This window comes from Teichococcus aestuarii, from assembly GCF_042651065.1.
Lineage (GTDB): Bacteria > Pseudomonadota > Alphaproteobacteria > Acetobacterales > Acetobacteraceae > Pseudoroseomonas > Pseudoroseomonas aestuarii.
Genome location: NZ_JBHSCH010000041.1, coordinates 1 through 24,736, shown reverse-complemented (window position 1 = coordinate 24,736; position 24,736 = coordinate 1). Strand labels below are relative to the sequence as shown.

The following is a 24,736-nucleotide window of genomic DNA, read 5'->3' as shown; positions in this document are numbered from 1 at the left end:
CTGTTCCGCGGGGAGCCTCATAGGCCAGTTGCGGAAGCGGGGCAAAATGTCGCTGTGCAATTTCCATGCCATCGCCGGGCGAGGCGTGGCGTGGCCAGCCGCGCCTCAGCGGGCGGGCTCGACGCCCCCCGGCGCGGCCAGCCCGTTGCGCCGCAGGCAGTCCCGGAATGCCCGCAATTCGGCCACCCGCAAATCGTTCTGCACGCGCTCGCGGTTGCCCCAGTTCAGCGGGTTCTCCTGCCGCCCCAGCGCCTGCACGGCGGGGTCGTTGCGCGCCTCGGCGCGGCAGGCGGCATGGCCTGGCGGCTCGGGCGGCGTGGGCGGGGCCGGCGGCGGGGTGGCGCAGGCGGCCAGGAGGGGCAGCAGCAGAAGGGCTCGGGTCGGGCGCATCATTCGGCCTCCAGCCAGTCCTCGATCAGCCGGCGCGCAATGGAATCCAGCCGCGGCAGGCTGAAGCCGTGCTGCTCATGCGCGCGCAGCTCGGCGCGGGTGAACCAGCGGGCATCCCGCAGCTCCTCCGGGTCGATGGTGATCTCGTGGGAGAGCGCCTCGGCATGGAAGCCCAGCATGATCGAGGCCGGGAAGGGCCAGGGCTGCGAGGAATGGTAGTGCACCTCGCCCACCTGGACGCCCACCTCCTCCAGCACCTCGCGGCGCACCGCCTCCTCCAGGCTCTCGCCCGGCTCCACGAAGCCGGCCAGGGTGGAGTACATGGTGGTGGTGGGGAAGCGGGTGGAATGGCCGAGCAGGGCGCGCGCGCCATCCGTCACCAGCATGATCACCGCCGGGTCGGTGCGCGGGAAGTGCTGCGCGCCGCAGGCGGTGCAGGCCATGGCGTTGCCGGCGCTGCGCGGCTCGCACACCCCGCCGCAGACGCCGCAGAAGCGGTGCCGCACGCGCCAGTGCATCAGCCCGCGCGCATGCGCCAGCACGCTGGCCTCGCCCGCCGGCAGCAGCCCGGCCACGGCGCGCAGGTCGGCGAAGGCGCCGAAGCCCTCGGGCAGCAGCGGCAGCGGGTCCTCGGCGGCGGAGCAATCCACGCTGAAGACCGGCCGGCCCTCCCAGAAGCCCAGGAAGGCCCAGGGGCCGCCGGCCATGCGCACCGCCTCGGCCGCCTCGGCCGAGAGCAGCACGGCCTCGGGCCGGCCCTCCTCGACCCCGCGCATCAGGCTGCGGCTGCGCCAGACCGGCACGAACAGCGCCTGCGGCGAGGCCATGGCGGCGGCGATGAAATCGGCCTCCTCCCGCCGGCCCGAGGCACGGTCGAGGGGGCTGCCGGTGTAGGCATTGGGACGGGAAGCCGGGATGGACAGCATGCGGCCGCGACCCTGCCATGGGCCGGCGCGCACGGCAACTCGGCCCGATCGGGGATGCCCCCCTTGCCGCGGAGGGGGGGCGGCATGATATGGTGCCCTCGGAAGGTCGGCGGCGGACAGGCGCCTTGCCAACCCGGTCAGGTCCGGAAGGAAGCAGCCGCAGCGAGTTCCCGTCTGGGTCGTTCCGCCGGTCTTCCACCTTCTGAGGTTTTCACCTCTCGCTGAATGGCCCGCCGCGGCCAGCATCGGATCCGCCGCGCGCCATGCCAAGCGACACCCGCCCCGACGAGCTTGCACAGCCCGCCTTCGAGCAGCCCCCGGCGCCCGAAGGCCCCGGCCTGTTCGGCGACCCGCCGCCCCCCGAGAGGCCGGGCCTGTTCGGCGAGGCGGAGCCCGCCCCCTCTCCCGCTGCTCCGGCGCCCGAGCCGGCCGCCACGCCCTACCGGGTGCTCGCCCGCAAGTACCGCCCGCAGAGCTTCGCCGACCTGATCGGCCAGGACGCGCTGGTGCGTACCCTGCGCAACGCCTTCGCGCAGAACCGCGTGGCGCATGCCTTCATGCTCACCGGCGTGCGCGGCGTCGGCAAGACCACCACCGCCCGCATCATCGCCCGCGCGCTAAACTGCGTCGGGCCGGACGGGAATGGCGGCCCCACCGCCGAGCCCTGCGGCGTCTGCGCCGAGTGCCAGGCGATCCTGGCCGACCGCCACCCGGACGTGCTGGAGCTGGACGCCGCCTCCAACAACGGCGTCGACAACATCCGCGAGCTGCGCGAGGCGGTGCGCTACCGCCCGGCCCGCGCGCGCTTCAAGGTGTACATCCTCGACGAGGTGCACATGCTGTCGACGGCGGCGTTCAACGCGCTGCTGAAGACGCTGGAGGAACCGCCGCCGCAGGTGAAGTTCCTGTTCGCGACGACGGAAATCCGCAAGGTGCCGGCCACCATCCTCTCCCGCTGCCAGCGCTTCGACCTGAAGCGCGTGCCGCAGGAGAGCTTGCGCGCCCACTTCACCCGCATCGCCGAGGCCGAGGCCGTGCCCGCCACGCCGGAAGCGCTGGCGATGATCGCCCGCGCGGCGGATGGCTCGGTGCGCGACGGCCTCTCGCTGCTCGACCAGGCGATCGCCCAGGCCGCCGGCAGCCCGGAGGGGGTGCAGGCGGAGCTGGTGCGGGACATGCTGGGCCTGGCCGACCGCACCCTGCTGTTCGACCTGCTGGAAGCCGCCTTCCGCGGCGACATCGCCGGCGTGCTCTCGGCCATGGATGCCGGGCATGAGCGGGGCGCCGACCCTGGCGTGGTGCTGGCCGACCTGCTGGAGCTGACCCACACCCTCACCCGCCTGCGCGCCGTGCCGGCGCTGCGCCAGGACCCCTCGCTGCCCGAGGCCGAGCGCGTGCGCGGCACCGCCCTGGCCGGGGCGCTGAGCATCCCGGTGCTGGGCCGCGCCTGGCAGGTGCTGCTGAAGGGCATCACCGAGATCGCCGAGGCGCCGGACCGGCGCGCGGCGGCCGAGATGGTGCTGATCCGCCTCGCCCACCTCGCCGAGATGCCGACGCCGGGCGACCTGGTGCGGCGCCTGACCGAGGGCGGTGCCACCGCGGCGGCAGGCGGCCCCCTGCCCTCCGGCGCCCCGGGCGGCCCCATGGGCGGCGGCAGCCGCGCCACGGCCAATGGCGCCCCCGTGGCAACGACGGTGATGGAGGCGCAGCCCGCCCTGGCCCAGCCGCGCGGCTTCCGCGAGGTGGTGGCGCTGGCCTCGGGCCGCGCGCCGATGCTGCACGCCCACCTGCTGCACAATGTGCATCTGGTGTCCTTCGCGCCCGGCCGCATCGAGATCCGCCAGCGGCCCGAGGCGCCGCGCGACCTCGCCGCCCAGCTCGCCGGCCTGCTGCTGGAGCAGACGGGGCGGCGCTGGACCATCAGCCTCTCCAACGCCGAGGGCGAGCCGACCATCGCGCAGCAGCGCAGCCACGTGGCGAGCGAGCGGCTGGAGATGGCGAAGGCCCACCCGCTGGTGCAGTCCATCCTGCTCGCCTTCCCCGGCGCCCAGGTGGAGGCGCTGCGCGACGACAGCCTGGATGAATACGGCCTGCCGCCGGCGCCCGAGGCGCCCGACGACGGCCCCGAATTCGCGCCGCCCGATGCCGAGCCGGCCGATCTCGACGATTTCCATTCCTCTGATCCCTATGGGGAGGACGCATGAAGAACCTTGCCTCGATGATGAAGCAGGCCCAGCAGATGCAGGCCAAGATGCAGGAGATGCAGGCCAAGCTGGACGCCATGACCGTGGAGGGCGCCGCCGGCGCCGGCATGGTCAAGGTGACGCTCTCCGGCAAGGGCGACCTGAAGCGCCTGGCCATCGACCCCAGCCTGATGGCGGCCGATGAGCGCGAGGTGCTGGAGGACCTGATCGTCGCCGCCCATGCCGACGCCAAGGCGAAGGTGGAGGCGATGATGGCCGAGGAGATGCAGAAGGCCACCTCCGGGCTGAACATCCCCGGCATGGGCGGCGGTGGCGGCCTCGGCGGCTTCAAGCTGCCGTTCTGAGCCGCCGGCCTTGAGCGTGCGCGGGCCGGACCAAGTCGAGCGGCTCGTCGCCATGCTGGCGCGGCTGCCGGGGCTCGGCCGCCGCAGCGCCCGGCGCGCCGCGCTGAAGCTGCTGCAGGACCCGGGCGGGCTGATGCTGCCGCTCGCCCAGGCCCTGCGCGAGACAGCGGAGGCCGTCCGCCCCTGCCGCGTCTGCGGCAATCTCGACACCCAGGACCCCTGCCGCATCTGCACCGATCCGGCGCGGGAGCACGACGTGCTCTGCGTGGTGGAGGGCGTCTCCGACCTCTGGGCGCTGGAGCGGGCGCATGTGCACCGCGGCCTCTACCACGTGCTGGGCGGCGTGCTCTCGGCGCTCTCCGGCGTCGGGCCGGACGATCTGCGCGTGGCGGATCTGCTGGCCCGCGTGGCGGAGGGCGAGGCGCGCGAGGTGATCCTGGCGCTGCCCGCCACGGTCGATGGCGCCACCACCGCGCACTACCTGACCGACCGGCTGCGCCCCATCGGCGTGGTGGTGACGCGGCTGGCCCAGGGCGTGCCGATGGGCGGCGCGCTGGATGTGATGGATGACGGGACATTGGCCGCGGCGCTGAAGGCGCGGCGGCCGGCATAGAAGAAGGGAAAGGGTTCTTTTTTGGAAAAAAGAACCAAAAAACTTTTGTCAGTCTGGCGCTGCGCTGGTTGATGGCGAGGCGCCAGACCCGAAAAGTCTTTTTGCTTCTTTTTCTTCAGAAAAAGAAGGTTCTTCCTTAATCCAGCGCCCCGTGCTGCCGCAGGAACCCCAGCAGCGGCAGCAGCGGCAGGCCGAGGATGGCGCTGTGCTCCCCCTCCACCTCGCGGAAGAGCTGGATGCCCGGCCCCTCCAGCCGGTAGGCGCCGACGGAGTGCGTCACCGCCTCCCCCTCCAGCGCCAGGTAGCGGTCCAGGAAGCTGTCGGAGAAGTCGCGCATGGTCAGCCGTGGCGTGGCGACGTGCTGCCAGACGCGCTGGCCATGCCGCCACAGCACCATGGCGGTGAACAGCGTGTGCGTGCGCCCGCGCAGCGCCTGAAGCTGGGCGCGGGCGCCGGCCAGGCCCTCCGGCTTGTCGAACCACGCCCCCTCGCACACCAGGAGCTGGTCGGCGCCGATCACCAGCGCCTCCGGCTCCCGCCGCGCCACGCGTATGGCCTTGGCCTCGGCCAGCAGGATGGCGGCATCGGCCGGCGGTATGCCCTCGGCCCGGGCGGCCTCCTTCAGGCTGGCCTCGTCCACGGGCGCGGGCTGCGCGGTGAAGTCGAGCCCCGCCGCGCGCAGCAGCGCCGCCCGCGTGGCGGAGCCGGAGGCCAGGACCAGCCGGATCATGCGCCGATGCCGCCGGGCTTCGGCCCGCCCTGGCTGCGGCGGGCGTGCCAGGCTTCCATCAGCTGCAGCACGGTGGCGGCCGTCTCCTCGATCGAGCGGCGCGTGACGTCGATCACCGGCCAGCCATGGCTGGTGCAGAGCCGCCGCGCCGCCTGGATCTCCGCCTTCACCGCCTCGTGGTCCACATAGTCGTTGGTGTCCTGCCGCACGCCGCCGGCGCCGATGATCTTCAGCCGGTGGCGGCGGATGTCGATCAGCGCCGCCACGTCGATGGTGAGGCCGATCACCGGGCAGGGCGGGTTCTCCAGCTCCTCCGGCAGGGGGGAGGTCGGCACGATCGGCACGTTGGCGGCCTTGATGCCGCGATTGGCGAGGTAGAAGCAGGTGGGCGTCTTGGAGGAGCGGGAGACGCCCACCAGCACGCAGTCGGCCTCCTCGATGCCGGCGACGCCCTGGCCGTCGTCATGCGCCAGCACGTAGTGCATGGCGTCGATGCGGCGGAAATAGTCGGCGTCCAGCACGTACTGCGCGGCGCGCTTCTCCCGCGCCTGCTGGCCGAGCTGGGTCTGCAGCAGGTCCATCACCGGGTCCAGCACCGAGAGGCAGGGCACGCCGAGCTGCTGGCACACCTCCTCCAGCGAATGCCGCAGCGAGCGGTCCACCAGGGTGAACATCACCGGCCCCGGCTCCGCCTTGATGCCCTCCAGCACCTGCTCGAGCTGCAAATGGGAGCGGACCAGCGACCAGCGGTGATGGATGACATGCGGGTCCGCGAAGCGCGCCAGCGTGGCGCGCGCGATGGAGTTCAGCGTCTCACCCGTGCTGTCGGAGACGAGATGCAGGTTGAAGCTACGGTTTGACATCGGCTCCGATCGGCCTCGTGCGGCGTTTTTGCGCGGTGGAGAATAACGGGGATTGCTGTGGAGATTGGGGAAAACCTTGCCCCACCGGAACCCCCCCTGGGATAAGCGGGGATGGAATCCGCATTTCCGGGGGGCTGGGGTTTGTTGGGCACAGCGTGGCGCGAGACTCTGTGGAAAACGCCGGAAACCGGCCTTTGAGCTGGCTTTGTGCCCGATTCGCGCCTGTGGAGAACTTTGTGGACAGGAATTGCGTCCACTGCGTCCCCCTTATCCACAGGCCCTACGAGTCCCCCATCTTTCTTAAAGACTCTTTTTCATAGAAAGGGGCGCCATGGAAAACGCACCGAAGCCCTTGCTGCGCGCCCTCTCCGGCGAGGCGATCTGGCCGCCGCCCTTCTGGCTGATGCGCCAGGCCGGGCGGTACCTGCCGGAATACCGGGAGCTGCGGGCCCAGGCGGGCGACTTCATCCGCCTGTGCACGAACCCCGCCCTCGCCGCCGAGGTGACGCTGCAACCGCTGCGCCGCTACGGGATGGATGGCGCCATCCTGTTCAGCGACATCCTGATGCTGCCCTGGGCCATGGGGCAGCCGCTGCGCTACGCCGAGGGCGAGGGGCCGCTGCTGGAGCCGATCCGCGACGCGGAAGGGCTGGCGAAGCTGGACCCGGCAGGGGCGGCGGCACGGCTGGCGCCGATCTATGAGACGGTGTCGCGGGTGCGGGCCGGGCTGGCTCAGGAGGCGCCGAAGGCGGCGTTGATCGGCTTCGCGGGCAGCCCGTTCACGGTCGCCTGCTACATGGTGGAAGGCCGCGGCGGCGGCGAGTTCGCCCATGCCCGCCGCATGGCCTATGCCGACCCGGCGCTGTTCGGGAAGCTGATCCGCCTGCTTGTCGATTCGACAACGGAATATCTTCTCGCCCAGGCCGAGGCAGGGGCCGAGGCGCTGATGCTGTTCGACAGCTGGGCCGGCCTGCTCTCCCCCGCCCAGTTCCGCCGCTGGTCGATCGAGCCCAGCGCCGCCATCGTCCGCAACATCCGCAAGGTCCGGCCGGATATCCCGCTGATCGGCTTCCCGCGCCTGGCAGGGCCGCTGCTGCCGGAATACGCGCAGCGCACCGGCGTCTCCACCGTGGCGATGGACACCGCCATGGACCCGCGCTGGGCCGCCACGGCGGTGCCGGCCGAGGTGGCGCTGCAGGGCAACCTGGACCCGCAGGCAGTGGTGGCCGGTGGCGCGGCGATGGAGGCCGAGGCGCGCTCGATCCTGGCCGCCATGCGCGGCCGGCCCTTCGTGTTCAACCTGGGCCACGGCATCGTCCCGCCGACGCCGCCGGAGCATGTGGCGGCGCTGGCACGCGTCATCCGCATGGGCTGAGAAGCCTCCTGGCGGGCCGCTGGCGCCCTTGTGGGCAACAGCGGCGGGGGGAGCGGCGTTTTCCGGGGCGACCCCCCTGGAGAACGCCCCCATGCCCGTGCGCTACGACCCCTCGCTGGAACAGGTGCAGCCCGACGAGGCGGAGACCATCGCCTCCCTCACCGGCAGCCTGCGCAAGATCAGCGAGACCACCTTCGAGGATTATGGCCACGCCGTGCGCAGCGTGCACGCCAAGGGCCACGGCCTGCTGAAGGGCACGCTGCGGGTGCTGGGCCACCTGCCGCCCACCCTGGCGCAGGGGCTGTTCGCGCATCCGGCGGAGTATCCGGCGGTGCTGCGCTTCTCCACCAACCCCGGCGACGTGCTGGATGACAGCATCACCGTGCCGCGTGGCCTGGCGGTGAAGGTGATCGGCGTCGAGGGGGAGCGGCTGCCCGGCTCGGAGGCGGATGCGACGCAGGATTTCGTCATGGCCAACGCGCCGGCCTTCCTGGCGCCCGACCCCAAGGCCTTCGCCGGCAGCCTGAAGCTGCTGGCCCGCACCACGGACACGCCGCAAGGGCTGAAGAAGATGGTGTCTACCGTGCTGCGCGGTGCCGAGGCGGTGGTGGAGACCTTCGGCGGCGAGAGCGCCATGCTGAAGAGCATGGGCGGCCATCCCAGCACCCACATCCTGGGCGAGACCTTCTGGAGCCAGGTGCCGCTGCGCCACGGCGACTATGTGGCCAAGTATTCCGTCGCTCCGCTTTCCCCGGCGCTGCTGGCGCTGAAGGACGCCAAGGTGGAGACCGGCGGCCGGCCGGACGCGCTGCGCGAGGAGGTGAAGGCCTTCTTCCGCGAGCAGGGAGGCGAGTGGGAACTGCGGGTGCAGCTTCTCACCAATCGCGAGACCATGCCGGTCGAGGATGCCTCGGTGCCCTGGCCGGAGGAGGAGAGCCCCTACATCGCCGTGGCGCGCATCAGCGTACCGTCGCAGCCGGCCTGGGACGCGGAGCGGGTGCGGGAGATCGACGACGGCATGGCCTTCAGCCCCTGGCACGGGCTGGAGGCGCACCGGCCGCTGGGCGGCATCATGCGCGCCCGCCGGCCGGCCTACGAGGATTCCGCGCGCTTCCGCGGCACCCGCAATGGCTGCCCCGTCCACGAGCCGCGCCAGGGCTGAGGCGGCAGCGCCTCAGCGCTGCGCGGCCATGAAGCGCGTCGCCATGGTGCTGTAGAGCGGCCGGCGGCAGACCAGGCGGGAGACCAGCAGCGCCACCAGGGCGGTGGCCATCAGCGGCACCGCCATGGCGTGGTTGCTGGTCATCTCCAGCACGATGACGGCGGCGGTGATGGGCGCCTGCACCACCCCGGCGAAATAGGCCACCATGCCGAGCAGCACCACCGCCGCGGCCGGCGCCCCCGGCAGCAGCGGCGGCAGCAGCGCGCCGATGCCCGCCCCCACCGAGAGCGAGGGCGCGAAGATGCCGCCCGGGATGCCGCTGAGGTAGGAGACCACGGTGGCCAGCAGCTTCCACAGCGCGAAATCGGCCGGCAGGCCGGGCTGCATCTCCAGCAGCATCCGCGCCTGCTCGTAGCCCGTGCCGTAGCTGGTGCCGCCCGAGAGCCAGCCGATCAGCGCGAGCAGCACGCCGCACAGCGCCGCGAAGCCTGCCGGCCGCCGCCCGGCGAAGCGCCGCACCGCCCCCGGCAGCAGGCGCGGCAGGTGCAGCAGCGCCGAGGAGAACAGCCCCCCCGCCAGCCCGCCCGCCACGCCGCAGACCACCACCGCCAGCCAGGCCGGGCCCAGCGCCAGCTGCGCCTCGCTGACGCCGAAATAGACGTAGTTGCCCAGCACGGCGGTGGCGGTGATGCCGGCGATGACCACCGCCGTCAGCGTCATGCCGCCGCTGCGGGAGCGGAAGGAGTGGCTCAGCTCCTCGATGGCGAAGACCAGCCCGGCCAGCGGCGTGTTGAAGGCCGCCGCCACCCCCGCCGCGCCGCCCGCCAGCACCAGCACCCGCACCATCTCCGGCCGCGGCAGGCGCTGCCAGCGCGAGAGGGCGTGCATGATGGCGGCGCCCACCTGCACCGTCGGCCCCTCGCGCCCGATCGAGGCGCCGCTGGCCATGCCGAGCAGCGTCAGCAGCACCTTGCCGAAGGCGATGCGCAGCGTCAGCAGCGCCCCCGCCCGCGCCGGGTCCGGCTCGTGCAGCGCGGCGATGACCTGCGGGATGCCGCTGCCCTGGGCGCCGGGGAAGAGGCGCCGCGTCAGCACCAGGGAGAGCGCCAGCCCCGCCGGCGCCACCAGGAACACCAGCAGCGGATGCACCGCCGCGACGCGCAGGAACAGGTGCTGCGCCGCATCCGCCAGCTCGGCGAAGGCCACCGCCACCAGCCCGATCAGCGCCGCGCCCAGCCAGAACAGCAGCCGCCGCCGCCATTGCCGCGGCGAGAGCAGCGGCAGGCGCCGCAGCCGGCGGCGGTTCAGGGCGCGGAAGCGTTCGGCGGGCATGGGCGGTGCACTCCGGAAGGGTGGAAGGCCCTGTCTGCGCCGCATGGCGCGCCCTGCGAAGCGGAAAGTGGCGGAGGCTGCCTTGCGCCCCGCCACCGGAATGGCATCGTCCCGCAGCTTCCTGCGGAACCGAGTCTGATGCGCGTCCTGGTCCTCGAGAACTCCCCCCTGGCGCCGGTCGGCCATTTCGGCGACTGGCTGGCGGCCCGCCACGGCGCCGCCCTGGCCACCCTCGCCGGGCCGGACCTGACCCCCGGCCCGCTGCCGGAGGCGGATCTCCTGGTCACGCTCGGCTCGCCCAGGGCGGCCTATGACGGGGATGGCTGGATCGCCACCCAGCGCGACCTGCTGGCCCGCTGGATCGGCGAAGGGCGGCCCGCCATCGGCATCTGCTTCGGGGCGCAGATGATCGCCTCCGCCATCGGTGGCAGCGTGGCGCCCACGGGCACCTTCCATGAGGGGTGGATGGAGACGGCCGAGGCCAGCGCGCCCCTCTGGCGCGGCCCCTGGCTGCGCTGGCATGGCGACCATGTGGCGCTGCCGCCGGAGGCCGAGGTGCTGGCCCGCTCGGAAGGCACCATCCAGGCCTTCCGCCACCGGCGGGCGCTGGGGGTGCAGTTCCACCCGGAGGCGAATGCGGGCTGCGTGGCGGAATGGATCGGCTTCACGCCGCCCGAGCGGCTGGCGGCGAAGGGGATCGTGCCCGAGGAAATCGTCGCGCTAACGCGGGAGCGGGATGGCAGCCTCAAGGGGCAGCGGGAGGCGCTGTTCGCGGAGATGCTGCGGCTGGTCGGGCTGTAGGCAAAGAAAGGCCGGGGGAAGGAATTCCCCCGGACCCCCATCTTTCTTCTATCGGTTCAGCCGCGCTTCGAGAGGTCCACCAGGCCGGCGAAGCCGGTCTCGGTGCCGAAGGCCAGCTGCGTGCCGGTGGCGTTCCAGGCCAGCGCCGAGACGGCGCCACGGCCGGGCGCGGCCACGGGGACGATCTTGCCGCTGCCGATCTCGGCCATCAGCACCAGCCCGTCCTGGAAGCCGGCGGCCACCACCTCGTGCTGCGGGTGGCAGGCCACCTGGGTGCAGAGCACGCCATCGCCCCCCGCCAGCTCCATCGGCGGCTTGCCCATCGGGCCGCCGGCGAAGAAGGGCCACAGCACCACGCAATCCGCCCCCGCCGTGGCCATCCAGCGGCCCTTGGCGGTGAAGGAGAAGGACTTGATCTTGGCGGGGTAGCCGGACATCCGCATGTCCTGCTGGTCGGTCAGCCGCCAGCCATGCAGCGCGTTCTCCTGCATGGTGGAGACGACATGCGTGCCGTCCGGGCTGAAGGCCACGAGCTGGTGGCTGCCCTTCCACGGCAGCACGCGCGGCTTGTCCTCCTTGCTGTTGACGAACCACAGGCTGACGCCGTTGTAGTGCCCGGCCGCCACGCGCTTGCCCTTGGCGTCGAAGGCCACGCCGCCCACGGTGGAGGGGTGCGCCAGCGTCTTGAGCGTCGCGCCGCCCTTGTCCAGCAGGTGCACCGCCTTGCCCACACCCACGGCGCGCAGGCCGGAGGGATGGGCGGCGATGTGTTCCACCCACTTCATCATGCCAAAATCGGCCAGCGTGGCGGTGCTGCCGTCGGGCAGCACGCGCAGCAGCTTGCCGTCGTCGCCGCCCGAGAGGAAGCCGGCGGCGAAGTCGGGCACCACGGTCAGGCAGGCGCCGTCATGCGCCTCCAGCTTCCGCCAGGGGGCGGCCGGCTGCGCCGGGTCGGCCAGGTGCAGCGTGCCGTCGCCCAGGCCGAAGGCGGCGCCCTGGCCGTCCCGGCCGAAGGCGGCGCTCACCACCCAGGCGCCCAGCTCATGCCCCGCCCCGCGCGTGGAGAGCAGGAAGTCGGCGTCCTCGACGCTTCCCATGGCGCCGCCGCTCAGGCTTTCGCTCATGCCGCCCCCGGGGAGGCCACGCAGCCCTCGAAGCCGCGGCGCAGCTGCGGCCGGTTCAGGTTACGGCCGATGAAGACGATCTTGGACTTGCGCGGGTCGCCTTCCTTCCACGGCCCGATGAAGTCGCCATCGGCGATCATGTGCACGGCCTGGAAGGCGAAGCGGTTCGGCTCGTCCTTGTAGGCCAGGATGCCCTTGGTGCGCAGCAGGTCCTGCCCCTTGGCCTGGAGGAGCTGGCTGATCCAGGCGTTGAACTTCTCGGCGTCGATCGGCTGCGACACCTCGAAGGACATGCTCATCACCTCGTCATTGTGCTCGTGCTCGTCGGAGGTGAGGAAGTCCGGCTCGCGCTCCAGGATGCGCTCCAGCTTGAAGGCGTCCCGCCCGATGACGCTCTCCACCGGCACGGCGGACTTGGTGGCGCGCTGGATCTCGGCATAGGGGTTGATCGCCTTGATGCGGCGCTCCACCTCGGCGGCCTCCTCCTCGCTCACCAGGTCCATCTTGTTGAGCACGATGAGGTCGGCGAAGGCGATCTGCTCCTCGGCCTCTGTGCTGTCGGCCAGCCGGGCGATGAGGTTCTTGGCGTCCACCACGGTCACGATGGCGTCGAGCCGCGTGGCGCGCTTGACGTCCTCGTCCATGAAGAAGGTCTGCGCCACGGGGGCCGGGTTGGCCAGGCCGGTGGTCTCGACGATGATGCCGTCGAACTTGCCGCGCCGCTTCATCAGCCCGCCGAGGATGCGGACGAGGTCGCCGCGCACGGTGCAGCAGATGCAGCCGTTGTTCATCTCGAACACTTCCTCGTCGGCGTCGATGACGAGGTCGTTGTCCACGCCGAGCTCACCAAACTCGTTGATCACCACCGCGAATTTCTTGCCGTGGTTCTCGGTGAGGATGCGGTTCAGCAGCGTGGTCTTGCCGGCGCCGAGATAGCCGGTCAGCACGGTGACGGGGATGGTGTCGCTGGTCTCGCTCATGGCGCGCGGTCTCCTGCCGGGAGGGGGACGTCGTTCGGCCATGTTATATGATACGGTTCCCTCCGAAGGTCACGGGGGGCGGCGCGAAGAGCATCCCACGCCTGTGCTGGACGCGGGCCGCCGCCCTGGCTTAGCCTGCCCTCCCGCGCAACTGGCGAGAAAAGATGGAGCACCATCGGGGAGTGCGGGGCCATGCCGCATGCCGCTCGCCTGGGCAATCCACCCTCCCTGACGGAGAGATTGTCATGTCCGCGACCACAGCCCTGATGGCCATTCTGGGGGCGCTCCTGCTGGGGGCGATCAGCCCCGGCCCGAGCTTCGTCCTGGTGAGCCGCATCGCCGTCACGCGATCCCGCCTGTGCGGGCTGGCGGCGGCGCTTGGCATGGGGGTGGGGGGTGCCGCCTTCGCCACCCTGGCGCTGCTGGGCCTCACCGCGCTACTGGCGCAGGTGGAGGCGCTGTCCCTCCTGGTCCGGGTGGCGGGCGGGCTCTACCTCGTCTGGCTGGGCTGGCGCATCTGGCGTGGCGCGGATGTGCCGCTGGCCCAGGAGGGGAGCGCCCCGGCGGGAGAGAGGGCGCAGGCGGGGCTGGGCCGCACCTTCCTGCTGGCGCTGGCGACGCAGCTGAGCAACCCGAAAACCGCGCTGGTCTATGCCGGCATCTTTGCCGCCCTGCTGCCGGCGGAGGCGCCGTTCTGGCTTGCCGTCGTGCTGCCGCCGCTGGTGCTGGCGGTGGAGGCCGGGTGGTACGGGCTGGTGGCCCTGGCTCTTTCCACCGCCGCGCCGCGCGCCGCCTATCTGCGCGGCAAGGGCTGGCTGGACCGCCTGGCGGGCGCGGCGATGGCCGCGCTGGGCCTGCGCCTGCTGCTGTCCCGCTGAGAAGAAGGGGTCCCGGGGAAGGCGCGCGCCTTCCCCGGGAGGCTGCTCAGGCGGCCGCCCGGATGGCGTCGGACAGCGTGCCGAAGATCCGGTCGATGTGGTGCTTCTCGGCGATCAGCGGCGGCGAGAGGGCGATGATGTCGCCGGTGGTGCGGATCAGCACGCCCTTGTCGAAGCAGTCGCGGAAGATGTCCACGGCGCGGGCGGTGGGCTTGCCCGGGCGCGAGGACAGCTCGATGCCGGTGACGAGGCCGATCGAGCGGATGTCGATGACGTTGGGCAGGCCGCGCAGCGAGTGGGCCGCCTCCTCGAAATAGGGCTCCATGGCGGCGGCGCGGCCCGGCAGGTCCTCCGCCTTGTGCAGCACCAGCGTGGCGATGGAGGCGGCGCAGGCCAGCGGGTGGCCGGAATAGGTGTAGCCGTGGAACAGCTCGATGCCCTCCGGCGCGCCGTTCACCACCGTGTCGTAGATGGCGTTGTTCACCGCGACCGCGCCCATCGGCACGGCGGCGTTGGAGAGGCCCTTGGCCATCGTCATGATGTCGGGCGTGACGCCGAGGCGCTCGGCGCCGAAATTGGTGCCGAGTCGGCCGAAGCCGGTGATCACCTCGTCGAAGATCAGCAGGATGCCGTGCTTGTCGCACAGCTCGCGCAGGCGCTTCAGGTAGCCCACGGGCGGCACCAGCACGCCGGTGGAGCCGGCCATCGGCTCGACCATCACGGCCGCGATGGTGTCCCCGTGCAGGGCGACGAGGTTCTCCAGCGCGTCCGCCAGGTGGGCGCCGTGCTGCGGCAGGCCCTTCGAGAAGGCGTTCTGCTCCGGCAGGTGGGTGTGGGGGAGGTGGTCCACATAGGGCAGCATGGCGCCGAACTGCTTGCGGTTGCCGCCGATGCCGCCCACCGACATGCCGCCGAAGCCCACGCCGTGATAACCGCGCTCCCGCCCGACGAGGCGCACGCGCTGGCTCTGCCCGCGCGCCTTCTGGTAGGCCAGCGCGATCTTCAGCGCGGTGTCGGCGCTCTCGGAGCCGGAATTGGTGAAGAAGACGCGGTCCAGCCCCTCCGGCGTCATCTCCGCCACGCGGGCCGCCGCCTCGAAGGCGATGGGGTGGCCGAGCTGGAAGGTGGGGGCGAAGTCCATCACCGCCGCCTGCTTCTGGATCGCCTCGGTGATCTCGCGCCGGCCGTGCCCGGCGTTGCAGCACCACAGCCCGGCGGTGCCGTCGATGATCTCCTGCCCGTCCGCCGTGAAGTAGGACATGCCCTCGGCGCGGGCCAGCAGGCGCGGGTGCGACTTGAAGTAGCGGTTGTCGGAATAGGGCATCCAGAACGCATCAAGGTCGTTCGGGCGCGGCACGTTGATCTGGTTCATGGTCGATCCTGCACAGCCGGGGGCGGATGGCGGAAAAGGCTAGGCCCCTTGCGGCCGGAAGGCGAGAGGCTTCCGGCGATCGGCGCGCGACTCGGCGGGACGGGGCGCGCGAAATGCCGGCCCGGCCTATCCTGCCGCCCGGCCAGAGGGGAGGCGGGGCGATGATGCGGCGGATCGAGGCGGGCGGCCTGTCGGTGGCCTATCGGGAGACGGGCCCGGCCGAGGGGCCGGTGGCGATCCTGCTGCACGGCTTTCCCTATGACATCCATGCCTATGACGCCGTGGCGGAGATGCTGGCGGCGGCCGGGTGGCGCTGCGTCATCCCCTTCCTGCGCGGCTATGGCGGCACGCGGTTCCTCTCGGCCGGGACGCCGCGCTCCGGCCAGCAGGCGGCGCTGGGGGCGGACCTGCTGGCCCTGATGGAGGCGCTGCGGATCCCGCGCGCGGTGCTGGCGGGGTATGACTGGGGCGGCCGCGCCGCCTGCGTCGCCGCGGCGCTGTGGCCGGAGCGGGTGCGTGGCCTGGTCAGCTGCGGCACCGGCTACAACATCCAGGACCTCGCCCGCGCCGGGGAGCCGGCGGCGCCGGAGAAGGAGCTCCGCCACTGGTACCAGTACTACTTCCAGACCGGGCGGGGCCGCGCCGGCCTGGCGCAGAACCGGCGCGACCTGTGCCGCCTCCTCTGGCGGCTGTGGTCGCCGGAATGGGCGTTCGACGAGGCCACCTTCGCCCGCAGCGCCGCGGCCTTCGACAACCCCGACTTCGTGGAGGTCGTCATCCACTCCTACCGGCACCGCCATGGCGGCGCCCCCGGCGACCCGGCGCTGGAGGAGATCGAGGCGCGGCTGGCCGCGCAACCCCGCATCCCTGTGCCCGCCATCGTGCTGCAGGGCGCGGCGGATGGCGTGGAGGGGCCGCTGCCGGCGGAGGACAGGAACGCGCCGCGTTTCGCCGGACCCTATGCGCGCCGCATCCTGCCGGGCATCGGGCATAATGTGCCGCAGGAGGCGCCGGAGGAATTCGCGCGCGCCGTGATGGCGGTGGCGGCCGGCTGAGCCCCGGCCCCCTTCCCGCCACGCCTCGGCCCTTCAGGCAGGCCTCAGCCCTTCAGGCAGGCCTCGGCCAGCATCCGGAAGGCGTTGGCGCGGTGGCTGATGGCGTGCTTGCCGGCCTTGTCCATCTCCGCGAAGGTCAGCGCTTGGCCGGCGGGCTGGAACATCGGGTCGTAGCCGAAGCCGCCCGGGCCGCGCGGCGGCCAGACCCACTCGCCCATCGCCCGGCCCTCGAAGCCCTCCACATGTCCGTCCGGCCAGGCCAGCACCAGGGCGCAGGTGAACCAGGCGGTGCGGTCGGCATGCGGGGCGGCGAGGTCGCGCACCTTCGCCATGGCCGCGGCGTAGTCCCGGCCGCCGCCGGGCAGCTCCGCCCAGTCGGCGGTGTGGACGCCCGGCGCGCCGTCCAGCGCGGCGACCGAGAAGCCGCTGTCATCGGCCAGCGCCACCAGCCCGGAGGCGCGCGCGGCGGCCAGCGCCTTCAGCGTGGCGTTGCCGAGGAAGCTGGTCTCCGTCTCCTCCGGCACCGGCAGGCCGAGTTCCTTGGCGCTGACGATGCCGATGCCGTACTCGGCCAGCAGCGCGGCGTTCTCCGCCACCTTGCCGGCATTGTGGCTGGCCATGACGATGCGCCGCTCCGTCAGGCGGCGGTGCGGGGTTCCGTTCACCGGGGCGCCGCTCACCGGGGCGCCGTTCACTGGCCGACCGCCCGGCGCTGGGCGGCGAACAGCGCCGCCGTGCCCTGCCGCGCCAGCCCGAGCATGGCGGTGAGCTGCGCGTCGGAGAAGGGCGCGCCCTCGGCCGTGCCCTGCACCTCGACGATGCCGCCCTTGCCGGTCAGCACGAAATTGCCGTCCGCCTGGGCGTCCTTGTCCTCGGCATAGTCGAGGTCGAGCACCGGCTCGCCCTTCCACAGCCCGCAGGAGATGGCGGCCACCTGGTCGCGGATCGGGTTGCCGCTGATCATGTTCTTCAGCACGCAATGCTCGAAGGCCTGGTGCAGCGCCACCCAGGCGCCGGTGATGGCGGCGCAGCGCGTGCCGCCATCGGCCGTCAGCACGTCGCAATCCAGCACCACGGCCAGCTCGCCCATCGCCCTGCGGTCCACCACCGCGCGCAGGCTGCGGGCGATCAGGCGCTGGATCTCCTGCGTGCGGCCGGACTGCTTGCCGCGCGCCGCCTCGCGCTCGCCGCGGCTGTGGGTGGCGCGCGGCAGCATGCCGTACTCGGCCGTCACCCAGCCCTCCCCCTTGCCGCGCAGGAAGGAGGGCACGCGCCCTTCCACGCTGGCGGTGCAGAGCACCTCGGTGTGGCCCATGCGGATGCGGCAGGAGCCTTCCGCATGCCGGGCCACGCCGACCTCCAGGCTGACGGGGCGCAACGCGTCGGGGGCACGGCCGGAGGGGCGCATGGGCGGGGAGCTTTCGATATCTGCGGCGGCGGGACCCGCCGGGAATGGGGCGATGGCCGCCGCCTTGTCAATTCGCGGCGCTCCGCATGCCTCCGGCGAGCTGCCGCAGGCAGGCGGCCTCGGTGCGCCGCTCGGTGCCCGAGGCGCGGGCGGCGGCGTAGCTGACCCGCAGGGGCGAGCCGGGCGCGTCGTCGCGGTCCAGCACCACGTCGAGATGGCAGAAGGGGGTCTGGTAGAGCCAGATCTGCGCCGCGCCCTCGGTGCGGCGCAGGCGCGGCTCGCCCAGCCAGCGCCGCAGCGCCTCGGGCGACTGGCCGAGAAGCTGGGCGGCACGCTCGGGTGCCCCTTCCAGCCGTGGCAGGACGGGGGCGGTTGTCGGCTGCATGCCGGCCAAGTTGGCGCGGTAGCTGTCCAGCACCTCCTGCAGAACCGCGTGCGGATCGGCCGGAGAGGGCTGCGCGGCGCAGGCGCCGAGCAGCAGCAGGGCGGTCAGGAGGGTGGGACGCATGGGAGGAGGATGGCGCGGAAGGCCGGCGCGGAGACGGGCCGCCCGCGCCGCCGGTCAGACCTCCGCGGCTGGGATGGCGAGCGGCGAGGGCGCGTAGCTGTGCTGCGGCGCGCTGTCGCTCAGCATCTCCATGCGGCCGGAGAGCTGGCCGCCCTCCTCCACCTGCAGCTTGCGGCAGCGGGCCACGCCCAGCACCTTGCCGGTGCCGCGGATGACCAGGTTGCCGCGCGCCGTCAGCGTGCCGTCGAAGGTGCCGGCGATCTCGGCGTCGTCCACCTCGACCTCGCCCTTGAACACGCCGCTCGGGCTGATGAACAGCTCGGCCGCCTGCATCATCTGGCTCTCGATGGTGCCTTCCACCACCAGCCGCTCGGCATCCGTCACGGTACCCTGCAGGCTGATGCCCTTGCCCACCACCATGGTGCGGCGCTCGGTGGCGGCGGCCGGGCCGGGGGCGCGGGCGGCGGCGGCCGGGGCCTGCTGGGCGCCCGCGTTCATGCCGGCATTCATGCCGGCGTTCACCGGCGGCCGCGGCGGCATGCCCATTCCGGCAGGGGGCTGGCTGGGCTTCGGCGGCAGGTTCATGGCGGCCTCCTTGCTGGGCGCGGGGCGGAAGGGGGGAACAGCAAGGTCCGGATCGCGCGCCACCGGAACGGTGGTCGGCGCGCCGGAACCTTCCTCTGCCCCTCCCGCGCCGGGCGCGGGCGGTGTGGGCTCTTCGCGGCGGCGGAAGATGGACATCTGCTCCCCCTGTGCAACGGCTGGGTATGAAGCCTTGCGCGCCAGCTCCATCATGGGCTGGCGCGCTCCTCACTCCGGCTATCACGCGGCGGCCCGTCCGGACAACCGGCTGGGCGCAACGAATCCCCGATTTTCCAGAAGCTTCCGGAAGTTCGCCGGGCCGGCTCGCCCCCTGCGGGAACAATGCGGGGCAATCCTTCCATAACGGTTAATAAACTTTCGCGCCGCCAGGTTTGGGCGGGCCCTGGCCCCGGCCCGCCCTGCCCTATGCCGGGCGGCGCGGGGCTGCTATCGGCGGGGCTGCGCGGCACCGCCGCATCCAGAGCACAGGGTTTCGCACATGGCCGCCTCCACCCTCGACATCCTCGGCATCGGCAACGCCATCCTGGACGTGCTGGCCCGCGCCGAGGACGGCTTCCTGGCCGCGCAGGGCATGACCAAGGGCGCCATGGCCCTGATCGACACCAGCCGCGCCGAGGCGATCTACGGCGCCATGGGGCCGGGTGTGGAGAGCAGCGGCGGCTCGGCCGGCAACACCTGCGCGGTGGCCGCGGCGCTCGGCGCCCGCGTGGGCTTCCTCGGCAAGGTGGCGGACGACGCGCTGGGCCGCGTCTTCGCGCACGACATCCGCGCCGCCGGCGTCGCCTTCCCCACCGCCCCGCTGCAGGGCGGCGACCCCACCGCGCGCTGCCTGATCCTGGTCACGCCCGACGGGCAGCGGACGATGAACACCTATCTCGGCGCCTGCGTCAGCTTCGGCGAGGAGGATGTGGACGCGGCGATGGTGGCCTCCGCCGCCGTCACCTACCTGGAAGGCTACCTGTTCGACCCGCCGGCGGCGCAGGCCGCCTTCCGCCGCGCCGCCGCCCTGGCGCACGCGGCCGGCCGGCAGGTGGCCATCAGCCTCTCCGACCCGTTCTGCGTCGGCCGCCACCGCGAGGCCTTCCGCGCCTTCGTCGCGCGCCAGGCGGACATCGTCTTCGCCAACGAGGCGGAGATCATGAGCCTCTACGAGACGGACAGGCTGGAGGCGGCGATCGAGGCCGTGCGGCGGGATGCGGGGCTGGCCGCCATCACCCGCTCCGAGAAGGGCAGCATCATCGTCGCCGGCGAGGCGACGCACGAGATCGCCGCCGAGCCCACCACCGTGGTGGACACCACCGGGGCGGGCGACGCCTATGCCGCCGGCTTCCTGGCGGCGCTGACCCAGGGCCACGCCCTGCCGGAATGCGGCCGCTGGGGCTCGGTCGCCGCGGCCGAGTGCATCGGCCATTTCGGCGCCCGCCCGCAGGCCGAGCTGAAGGCGCTGGTCGGCGCCTGAGGGCCGCCGGGCACAGGAGGCGGCCACCATGGGGGCCTGGCTCGATGCCTTCGTCGCCACCTTCGGGCTGATCGGCCTCGGCGCGCTGCTGCGCCGCAGGGTGCTCACCGATGTGGCCGTCTGGGCCGGCATGGAGAAGCTGGTCTTCACCGTGCTGCTGCCGGCGCTGCTGGTCTCCTCCATCGGCGCGGTGCGGCTGGCCGAGCTGCCGCTGGGCGGCATGGCCGGCGCCATCTGGGGCGCGCTGCTGCTCGGCGCGGTGCTGTCGCTGCTGCTGGCGCGGGCGCTGGGGCACAGCCATGCCACCGCCACCTCCGTGCTGCAGGGCGGCATCCGCTTCAACACCCTGCTGGCCTTCGCCGTGGCGGGGTCGGTGTACGGGCCGGCCGGCATCGCCTTCGGCGGCATCGCCACCGGGCTGATCGTGCCCTTCGTGCAGGTTATCATCACCCTGGTGTTCAGCCTGGGCGGCACCCGCCGGCCGGACCCGGTGCGCGTGCTCTGGCAGATGGTCACCAACCCGCTGCTGCTGGCCTGCGCGGCGGGGCTGGCGCTCTCGCTGGTCGGCGGGGCGCCGCCGGGGGTGGCGGGGCTGCTGCGCAGCCTGGCGCAGGGCTCGCTCGCCATCGGGCTGCTCTGCGTCGGCGCGGCGCTGACGCCGGGGGCGCTGGCGGCCAGCCCGCTCACCCAGGGGCTGACGGCGGCGCTGAAGCTGCTGGTGGTTCCGGTGGTCACCCTGGGCCTGGGGCGCGTCCTGGGGCTGGAGACGCAGGCGCTGGCCGTCGCCGTGCTGTTCATGGCCCAGCCCACCGCCACCACCGCCTATGTGCAGGCCCGCGCCATGGGCGGCGACGCGCCGCTGATGGCGGCGATGACCACGACGCAGCACCTCCTCGCCATGCTGACGCTGCCGCTCTGGGTGGCGCTGCTGGCGCTTTGAGATCGGGCGGGGGGAAGAAGGAATTCTTCCCCCCGCACCCCCCATCATCTTTTTCTGCGGGGTTGTGCGCCGCATGATGGGGCGGACAGATGCGGGACGGCACAGCATGAACATACAGCGACGCAGCCTGGCCCTCGGCCTTGCGGGCGCCCTCGCCGCGCGCAGCGGCAAGGCCCAGGGCAGCTGGCCGGAGCGGCCGCTGCGCTGGGTGGTGGGCTACCCGGCGGGCGGGCCGTCCGACACCTTCGCGCGGCTCATCGCCGCCGGCATCGGGCCGGCGCTCGGGCACACCATGGTGGTGGAGAACCGGCCCGGCGGCGGCGCCGTGCTGGCCAGCGAGACCGTCTCCCGCGCCGCGCCGGATGGCTACACCCTGCTGCACGCCGACAATGGCAACCTCGTCTACAACCCCGCCCTCTACGCCCGCCTGCCCTACGACCCGGACCGCGACCTGACCGGCGTGGGCTTCATCGGCCGCTTCCCCCTCTTCCTCGTGGTGCGGGCGGACAGCGCGGTGGCGGATTTCGCCGGCTACGTGGCGGCCTCGCGCCAGCAGGTGCCGACCTATGGCTCCCCCGCCGTCGCCTCGCCGCACCACCTGGCGATGGAGATGCTGAAGCGCCGCGCCGGCTTCGACGCGACGCACGTGCCCTATCGCGGCGGCCCGGCGGCGATGCAGGATTTGCTGGCCGGCACGCTGGACAGCGTGCTGATCGACTGCGCCACCGGCCTGCCCTTCCTGCGCGACGGCAAGGCGCGGGCGCTGCTGGTGCTCTCCGAGGCGCGCTCGGCCCAGGCGCCGGAGGTGCCGACGGCGCTGGAGCTGGGCATCGGCCAGGCGGTGGCCTTCGGCTGGCAGGCCATGTCGGCCCCCGCCGGCACGCCGCAGCCCGTCATCGCGCGGCTGAACCAGGAGATGCGCGCCGCCATCGCCGCCCACGCGATGCAGGCGCGGATGCGCGACCTGGGCATCGAGAGCGCGCCCTGGTCGCCCGCGGAGTTCAACGATTTCGTCCTGCGCGAGAACGCCGTCTGGCGGCCGTTGATCCGCGAGCTTGGCATTCGTCTGGACAGTTAAGAGGAAGAAAAGAAGGGTTCTTTTTTGGAAAAAAGAACCAAAAAACTTTTGCTGGTCTGGCGCTGCGCTGGTTGATGGCGCAGCGCCAAACCCGAAAAGTCTTTTTGCTTCTTTTTCTTCAGAAAAAGAAGATCCTCAAACCAGATCCGCCGCCTCGTCGAAGGGCAGCCGCGGCAGCCGGCCGAACAGCCCGGCCTCGTCGCCATAGCCGAGATTGACCAGCAGGTTGGACTTCCACCCTGTGTTGGCGAGGAAGGCCTCGTCCACCTTGGCGTTGTCGAAGCCGCTCATCGGGCCGGTATCCAGCCCCAGCGCCCGCGCCGCCATGATCAGGTAACCCGCCTGCAGGGAGGAGTTGCGGAAGGCGGTGGCCTCGGCGAAGGCGGCGCTGCCGGTGAACCAGGATTTGGCGTCGGCGTGCGGGAACAGCACCGGCAGCTTGTCGTAGAATTTCTGGTCCCAGGCGACGATCACCGTCACCGGCGCCGTCATCGTCTTCTCCAGGTTACCGGCCGAGAGGGCGGGGCGCAGCTTCTCCTTGCCCTCGCGGGTGCGGATGAAGACGAAGCGGGCGGGGGAGGCATTGGCGCTGGTCGGCGCCATCTTCACCAGGTCGTAGAGCTGGCGCAGCGTCTCGTCGCTGACGGGGCGGTCCTGCCACGTGTTGTGGGTGCGCGCCGTGCGGAACAGCTGGTCGAGCGCGGTGTCGTCGAGGGCGGTGGTCATCGGGTGGCTCCTGTGCTTGCGCCCAGGATGGTGCCGATGCCGGAGCCTGCCAATCGGCCCGCCCGGATGGCCGACATTCGCCCCGTGAATGGGAGCCGAGTGGAGCCGGGCCGCGCGGCCCGGCTCCACCCGGCCAATGGCTCAGGCGTCCACCTGCTCCACCGCCATCACTTCCGGCACGTAGTGGCGCAGCATGTTCTCGACGCCATGCTTCAGCGTGGCGCGGGAGGAGGGGCAGCCGGAGCAGGCGCCCTGCAGGTGCAGCTTGACGACGCCGTCGCGGAAGCCGCGGAAGACGATGTCCCCGCCATCGCCGGCCACCGCCGGGCGCACGCGGGTGTCGAGCAGCTCCTTGATCTGGGCGACGATCTCGGCATCGGCCGGGTCGCTGTCCTCGACCGCGTCCTCGCCCTCGGCTTCCAGCACCACGGGGCGGCCGGCCATGTAGTGCTCCATGATGCCGCCCAGCACCATGGGCTTCAGCGCCTGCCAGTCCACCGCCTCGGACTTGGTGACGGTGACGAAGTCGGCGCCGAGGAAGACGCGGGCGACACCCTCCAGCGCGAAGAGCCGCTCGGCCAGCGGGCTGCGGCCGGCGCCCTCGGCGCTGGTGAAATCGGCCGTGCCGCGCCCGCCCATCACGTCCTGGCCCGGCAGGAACTTCAGGGTGGCGGGGTTCGGGGTGGCTTCGGTCTCGATGAACATTGTTCTGGGCTTTTCCGTGTGAGGTCGGCTCTGGTCTTGTGCCGGGATTTGGGCGGTCGGGGCGCCGCGTGCAACCGGCCCGGGCCCGCGCCGGGGGCCGGGCTGGCCCTCAGGTGACGCGTTCCAGGTCCTTCTCGTCCAGCGTGCCGGGCACGATGGTCATGGGCACGCGCAGGCGCGGGGCGTAGCGGCCGGTCAGCGCGGTGATCAGCGGCCCCGGCCCGCTGCCATTGGCGGCGGTGGCGAGGATCAGGATGGACATGCGCGGGTCCTCCTCCAGCAGCGCCAGCAGCTCGTCGCGCGGGTTGCCCTCGCGGATCAGCAGGATGGGGATGCCGCCGGTGATCTCCTGCACCTCGGCGGCCAGCGCCGAGAGCAGCTTCTCCGCCTCGTCGCGCCGCTCCTCCTGCAGCATGGCGCCGACGCCGGCCCATTCCACCGTGCCGGCCTCCTCCACCACGCGCAGCAGCGCCACGCGGCCGCCGCCGTATTTGGCGCGCAGGCAGGCATAGCGCAGCGCGATGCGCAGCTCCGGGCTGTCATCGACCACCACCAGGAAGACACGGTCGCGTCGCGCGGCTTCGGGCATTCATCCCCTCCGGAACAGCACGCTGCCGAGCCAGCCCGCCAGGGCGGCCAGCAGGATGCAGAGCAGGCCGTATACCACCGGCTGCACCTTGGCGACATTGGCGATGCGGGCGGCCGTGCCGACGCGCCCGACGCGGAAGCCCAGCTCCTGCCGCGCCACCACGCGCCCCTCGCGCACCAGCAGCACCTGCACCAGGTAGTCGCCGGTCGGCACGGTGGCGGGCAGCGGCAGGCTGGCGCGGAACAGCCGGGCGCCGGCGATGTGCATGCTGCCCGCCTCCCCCCACAGCCCGGCCGCCTGCTTGAGCTCCATCAGCGCCTCGCGGAACTCGCTCTGCTGGTTGCCCGCCGCTTCCAGCGGCAGCGCCTCGAGGCCGATGCGCTTGGCGGCGCGCTCCTCCTCGCTCAGCACCTCCGCCAGCGGGCGCGTGCCGGCGAGCAGGTAGTAGCCCGGCACCCGCCAGAAGCGGGCCGAGGCGCCGTTGAGCCACAGGCCCAGCACGCGGACCTTGCGGCGCACCACCATGGGCTGCGCCGGCCCCTGGGCGATCACCAGCACGTCGTCGCCGCCG

The 24,736-nt window shown here is 72.5% G+C and carries 27 protein-coding genes, 1 other RNA gene and 1 riboswitch; of the genes, 12 read left to right on the top strand and 16 right to left on the bottom strand.

Translation table 11 applies throughout. The features are described 5' to 3' along the window. Positions 1-105 precede the first annotated feature (105 nt). Together ACFOY6_RS15380 and nudC are read right to left on the bottom strand one after the other, a co-directional pair. Entirely contained in the window at positions 106-390 is a 285-nt protein-coding gene (locus ACFOY6_RS15380; protein ID WP_245906110.1) for a phosphoribosylamine--glycine ligase, read from the bottom strand. Continuing rightward, positions 390-1,316 carry an NAD(+) diphosphatase gene (gene nudC, locus ACFOY6_RS15375; protein ID WP_109515776.1) on the bottom strand — a complete coding sequence of 309 codons (927 nt, stop codon included), beginning with the start codon at positions 1,314-1,316 and terminating at the stop codon, positions 390-392. The genes ACFOY6_RS15380 and nudC overlap by 1 nt, the downstream gene beginning before the upstream one ends. A 104-nt stretch (positions 1,317-1,420) precedes the next feature. On the opposite strand from nudC, the gene ffs reads away from it, so the two are divergent. The 4 genes from ffs to recR all read left to right on the top strand — a co-directional run bounded on the left by ffs (position 1,421) and on the right by recR (position 4,477). After that, positions 1,421-1,512, top strand: an RNA gene (ffs, locus tag ACFOY6_RS15370) — signal recognition particle sRNA small type. A gap of 67 nt (positions 1,513-1,579) precedes the next feature. Beyond that, positions 1,580-3,520 carry a DNA polymerase III subunit gamma/tau gene (locus ACFOY6_RS15365; protein ID WP_379651598.1) on the top strand — a complete coding sequence of 647 codons (1,941 nt, stop codon included), beginning with the start codon at positions 1,580-1,582 and terminating at the stop codon, positions 3,518-3,520. After that, entirely contained in the window at positions 3,517-3,864 is a 348-nt protein-coding gene (locus ACFOY6_RS15360; protein ID WP_109515774.1) for a YbaB/EbfC family nucleoid-associated protein, read from the top strand. The genes ACFOY6_RS15365 and ACFOY6_RS15360 overlap by 4 nt, the downstream gene beginning before the upstream one ends. Positions 3,865-3,874: 10 nt before the next feature. Continuing rightward, positions 3,875-4,477, top strand: a complete 603-nt coding sequence (recR, locus tag ACFOY6_RS15355) for a recombination mediator RecR (protein WP_379631831.1) — start codon at positions 3,875-3,877, stop codon at positions 4,475-4,477. Between the two features lie 136 nt (positions 4,478-4,613). Here the strand turns inward: recR and ACFOY6_RS15350 are convergent, their stop codons facing one another. Together ACFOY6_RS15350 and ACFOY6_RS15345 are read right to left on the bottom strand one after the other, a co-directional pair. Then, positions 4,614-5,207: a Maf family protein gene (locus ACFOY6_RS15350; RefSeq protein WP_379651597.1), complete on the bottom strand. Its 594-nt coding sequence runs from the start codon at positions 5,205-5,207 to the stop codon at positions 4,614-4,616. Then, positions 5,204-6,070, bottom strand: coding sequence for a pyruvate, water dikinase regulatory protein (locus ACFOY6_RS15345; protein WP_109515772.1), 867 nt, complete (start codon positions 6,068-6,070; stop codon positions 5,204-5,206). The genes ACFOY6_RS15350 and ACFOY6_RS15345 overlap by 4 nt, the downstream gene beginning before the upstream one ends. A gap of 331 nt (positions 6,071-6,401) precedes the next feature. On the opposite strand from ACFOY6_RS15345, the gene hemE reads away from it, so the two are divergent. Further along, entirely contained in the window at positions 6,402-7,445 is a 1,044-nt protein-coding gene (gene hemE / locus ACFOY6_RS15340) for a uroporphyrinogen decarboxylase (RefSeq protein ID WP_379651596.1), read from the top strand. Positions 7,446-7,536: 91 nt separating this feature from the next. After that, on the top strand, positions 7,537-8,607 hold the full coding sequence (locus tag ACFOY6_RS15335; protein WP_379651595.1) for a catalase family protein: 1,071 nt from the start codon (positions 7,537-7,539) through the stop codon (positions 8,605-8,607). A gap of 12 nt (positions 8,608-8,619) precedes the next feature. On the opposite strand, the gene ACFOY6_RS15330 is transcribed toward ACFOY6_RS15335, so the two are convergent. After that, entirely contained in the window at positions 8,620-9,939 is a 1,320-nt protein-coding gene (locus tag ACFOY6_RS15330) for a chloride channel protein (RefSeq protein ID WP_109515769.1), read from the bottom strand. 138 nt (positions 9,940-10,077) lie between these two features. Between ACFOY6_RS15330 and ACFOY6_RS15325 the strand changes: the two genes are divergently transcribed. Continuing rightward, a complete protein-coding gene (locus tag ACFOY6_RS15325; RefSeq protein ID WP_379651594.1) occupies positions 10,078-10,740 on the top strand; it encodes a type 1 glutamine amidotransferase in 663 nt (220 codons plus the stop codon). A 56-nt stretch (positions 10,741-10,796) separates the two neighbouring features. Here the strand turns inward: ACFOY6_RS15325 and ACFOY6_RS15320 are convergent, their stop codons facing one another. Both ACFOY6_RS15320 and ACFOY6_RS15315 read right to left on the bottom strand, forming a co-directional pair. After that, positions 10,797-11,864: a WD40 repeat domain-containing protein gene (locus ACFOY6_RS15320; protein ID WP_379651593.1), complete on the bottom strand. Its 1,068-nt coding sequence runs from the start codon at positions 11,862-11,864 to the stop codon at positions 10,797-10,799. Beyond that, positions 11,861-12,844, bottom strand: a complete 984-nt coding sequence (locus tag ACFOY6_RS15315; protein WP_379651592.1) for a CobW family GTP-binding protein — start codon at positions 12,842-12,844, stop codon at positions 11,861-11,863. Before ACFOY6_RS15315 ends, ACFOY6_RS15320 begins: the two co-directional genes overlap by 4 nt. Before the next feature lie 137 nt (positions 12,845-12,981). After that, a riboswitch (ZMP/ZTP riboswitch) is annotated at positions 12,982-13,067 on the top strand. A 22-nt stretch (positions 13,068-13,089) separates the two neighbouring features. On the opposite strand from ACFOY6_RS15315, the gene ACFOY6_RS15310 reads away from it, so the two are divergent. Further along, complete coding sequence (locus tag ACFOY6_RS15310; RefSeq protein ID WP_109515765.1) at positions 13,090-13,722, top strand: LysE family translocator; 633 nt, start codon at positions 13,090-13,092, stop codon at positions 13,720-13,722. 46 nt (positions 13,723-13,768) lie between these two features. On the opposite strand, the gene ACFOY6_RS15305 is transcribed toward ACFOY6_RS15310, so the two are convergent. Then, complete coding sequence (locus tag ACFOY6_RS15305) at positions 13,769-15,094, bottom strand: aspartate aminotransferase family protein (RefSeq protein ID WP_379651591.1); 1,326 nt, start codon at positions 15,092-15,094, stop codon at positions 13,769-13,771. Between the two features lie 161 nt (positions 15,095-15,255). Here ACFOY6_RS15305 and ACFOY6_RS15300 point away from each other — a divergent pair, with 161 nt between their 5' ends. Beyond that, the gene (locus tag ACFOY6_RS15300; RefSeq protein WP_379651590.1) at positions 15,256-16,149 is read left to right on the top strand and encodes an alpha/beta fold hydrolase; all 894 of its coding nucleotides are present in this window, start codon (positions 15,256-15,258) and stop codon (positions 16,147-16,149) included. 44 nt (positions 16,150-16,193) lie between these two features. Here the strand turns inward: ACFOY6_RS15300 and ACFOY6_RS15295 are convergent, their stop codons facing one another. The 4 genes from ACFOY6_RS15295 to ACFOY6_RS15280 all read right to left on the bottom strand — a co-directional run bounded on the left by ACFOY6_RS15295 (position 16,194) and on the right by ACFOY6_RS15280 (position 18,650). Beyond that, positions 16,194-16,769, bottom strand: a complete 576-nt coding sequence (locus tag ACFOY6_RS15295) for a non-canonical purine NTP pyrophosphatase (RefSeq protein ID WP_379635801.1) — start codon at positions 16,767-16,769, stop codon at positions 16,194-16,196. Positions 16,770-16,840: 71 nt separating this feature from the next. After that, on the bottom strand, positions 16,841-17,557 hold the full coding sequence (gene rph / locus ACFOY6_RS15290; protein WP_109515763.1) for a ribonuclease PH: 717 nt from the start codon (positions 17,555-17,557) through the stop codon (positions 16,841-16,843). A 67-nt stretch (positions 17,558-17,624) separates the two neighbouring features. Continuing rightward, a complete protein-coding gene (locus tag ACFOY6_RS15285; protein WP_109515762.1) occupies positions 17,625-18,065 on the bottom strand; it encodes a hypothetical protein in 441 nt (146 codons plus the stop codon). 54 nt (positions 18,066-18,119) lie between these two features. Continuing rightward, positions 18,120-18,650, bottom strand: a complete 531-nt coding sequence (locus tag ACFOY6_RS15280; RefSeq protein ID WP_245906109.1) for a bactofilin family protein — start codon at positions 18,648-18,650, stop codon at positions 18,120-18,122. A gap of 496 nt (positions 18,651-19,146) precedes the next feature. Here ACFOY6_RS15280 and ACFOY6_RS15275 point away from each other — a divergent pair, with 496 nt between their 5' ends. The 3 genes from ACFOY6_RS15275 to ACFOY6_RS15265 all read left to right on the top strand — a co-directional run bounded on the left by ACFOY6_RS15275 (position 19,147) and on the right by ACFOY6_RS15265 (position 22,145). Beyond that, a complete protein-coding gene (locus tag ACFOY6_RS15275) occupies positions 19,147-20,127 on the top strand; it encodes an adenosine kinase (RefSeq protein WP_379631848.1) in 981 nt (326 codons plus the stop codon). A 28-nt stretch (positions 20,128-20,155) separates the two neighbouring features. Next, positions 20,156-21,067, top strand: coding sequence for an AEC family transporter (locus tag ACFOY6_RS15270; RefSeq protein ID WP_379651589.1), 912 nt, complete (start codon positions 20,156-20,158; stop codon positions 21,065-21,067). A 106-nt stretch (positions 21,068-21,173) separates the two neighbouring features. Further along, entirely contained in the window at positions 21,174-22,145 is a 972-nt protein-coding gene (locus ACFOY6_RS15265) for a Bug family tripartite tricarboxylate transporter substrate binding protein (protein WP_379651588.1), read from the top strand. A gap of 135 nt (positions 22,146-22,280) precedes the next feature. On the opposite strand, the gene ACFOY6_RS15260 is transcribed toward ACFOY6_RS15265, so the two are convergent. The 4 genes from ACFOY6_RS15260 to ACFOY6_RS15245 form a co-directional block, all read right to left on the bottom strand. After that, positions 22,281-22,871, bottom strand: a complete 591-nt coding sequence (locus ACFOY6_RS15260; protein ID WP_379631858.1) for a malonic semialdehyde reductase — start codon at positions 22,869-22,871, stop codon at positions 22,281-22,283. A 141-nt stretch (positions 22,872-23,012) separates the two neighbouring features. After that, entirely contained in the window at positions 23,013-23,576 is a 564-nt protein-coding gene (locus ACFOY6_RS15255; RefSeq protein ID WP_379631860.1) for a NifU family protein, read from the bottom strand. Between the two features lie 109 nt (positions 23,577-23,685). Next, positions 23,686-24,165: a universal stress protein gene (locus tag ACFOY6_RS15250; RefSeq protein WP_109515754.1), complete on the bottom strand. Its 480-nt coding sequence runs from the start codon at positions 24,163-24,165 to the stop codon at positions 23,686-23,688. After that, the coding region (locus ACFOY6_RS15245; RefSeq protein WP_379651587.1) for a TIGR02186 family protein at positions 24,166-24,736 on the bottom strand (571 nt) is incomplete at its 5' end.

Bases quoted from the DNA above. Each gene is read 5' to 3' on its own strand.
- ACFOY6_RS15380 (WP_245906110.1), bottom strand. From the start codon at position 390: ATGCGCCCGACCCGAGCCCTTCTGCTGCTGCCCCTCCTGGCCGCCTGC.
- nudC (WP_109515776.1), bottom strand. From the start codon at position 1,316: ATGCTGTCCATCCCGGCTTCCCGTCCCAATGCCTACACCGGCAGCCCC.
- ACFOY6_RS15365 (WP_379651598.1), top strand. From the start codon at position 1,580: ATGCCAAGCGACACCCGCCCCGACGAGCTTGCACAGCCCGCCTTCGAG.
- ACFOY6_RS15360 (WP_109515774.1), top strand. From the start codon at position 3,517: ATGAAGAACCTTGCCTCGATGATGAAGCAGGCCCAGCAGATGCAGGCC.
- ACFOY6_RS15350 (WP_379651597.1), bottom strand. From the start codon at position 5,207: ATGATCCGGCTGGTCCTGGCCTCCGGCTCCGCCACGCGGGCGGCGCTG.
- ACFOY6_RS15345 (WP_109515772.1), bottom strand. From the start codon at position 6,070: ATGTCAAACCGTAGCTTCAACCTGCATCTCGTCTCCGACAGCACGGGT.
- hemE (WP_379651596.1), top strand. From the start codon at position 6,402: ATGGAAAACGCACCGAAGCCCTTGCTGCGCGCCCTCTCCGGCGAGGCG.
- ACFOY6_RS15335 (WP_379651595.1), top strand. From the start codon at position 7,537: ATGCCCGTGCGCTACGACCCCTCGCTGGAACAGGTGCAGCCCGACGAG.
- ACFOY6_RS15330 (WP_109515769.1), bottom strand. From the start codon at position 9,939: ATGCCCGCCGAACGCTTCCGCGCCCTGAACCGCCGCCGGCTGCGGCGC.
- ACFOY6_RS15325 (WP_379651594.1), top strand. From the start codon at position 10,078: ATGCGCGTCCTGGTCCTCGAGAACTCCCCCCTGGCGCCGGTCGGCCAT.
- ACFOY6_RS15320 (WP_379651593.1), bottom strand. From the start codon at position 11,864: ATGAGCGAAAGCCTGAGCGGCGGCGCCATGGGAAGCGTCGAGGACGCC.
- ACFOY6_RS15315 (WP_379651592.1), bottom strand. From the start codon at position 12,844: ATGAGCGAGACCAGCGACACCATCCCCGTCACCGTGCTGACCGGCTAT.
- ACFOY6_RS15310 (WP_109515765.1), top strand. From the start codon at position 13,090: ATGTCCGCGACCACAGCCCTGATGGCCATTCTGGGGGCGCTCCTGCTG.
- ACFOY6_RS15305 (WP_379651591.1), bottom strand. From the start codon at position 15,094: ATGAACCAGATCAACGTGCCGCGCCCGAACGACCTTGATGCGTTCTGG.
- ACFOY6_RS15300 (WP_379651590.1), top strand. From the start codon at position 15,256: ATGATGCGGCGGATCGAGGCGGGCGGCCTGTCGGTGGCCTATCGGGAG.
- ACFOY6_RS15295 (WP_379635801.1), bottom strand. From the start codon at position 16,769: ATGGCCAGCCACAATGCCGGCAAGGTGGCGGAGAACGCCGCGCTGCTG.
- rph (WP_109515763.1), bottom strand. From the start codon at position 17,557: ATGCGCCCCTCCGGCCGTGCCCCCGACGCGTTGCGCCCCGTCAGCCTG.
- ACFOY6_RS15285 (WP_109515762.1), bottom strand. From the start codon at position 18,065: ATGCGTCCCACCCTCCTGACCGCCCTGCTGCTGCTCGGCGCCTGCGCC.
- ACFOY6_RS15280 (WP_245906109.1), bottom strand. From the start codon at position 18,650: ATGAACCTGCCGCCGAAGCCCAGCCAGCCCCCTGCCGGAATGGGCATG.
- ACFOY6_RS15275 (WP_379631848.1), top strand. From the start codon at position 19,147: ATGGCCGCCTCCACCCTCGACATCCTCGGCATCGGCAACGCCATCCTG.
- ACFOY6_RS15270 (WP_379651589.1), top strand. From the start codon at position 20,156: ATGGGGGCCTGGCTCGATGCCTTCGTCGCCACCTTCGGGCTGATCGGC.
- ACFOY6_RS15265 (WP_379651588.1), top strand. From the start codon at position 21,174: ATGAACATACAGCGACGCAGCCTGGCCCTCGGCCTTGCGGGCGCCCTC.
- ACFOY6_RS15260 (WP_379631858.1), bottom strand. From the start codon at position 22,871: ATGACCACCGCCCTCGACGACACCGCGCTCGACCAGCTGTTCCGCACG.
- ACFOY6_RS15255 (WP_379631860.1), bottom strand. From the start codon at position 23,576: ATGTTCATCGAGACCGAAGCCACCCCGAACCCCGCCACCCTGAAGTTC.
- ACFOY6_RS15250 (WP_109515754.1), bottom strand. From the start codon at position 24,165: ATGCCCGAAGCCGCGCGACGCGACCGTGTCTTCCTGGTGGTGGTCGAT.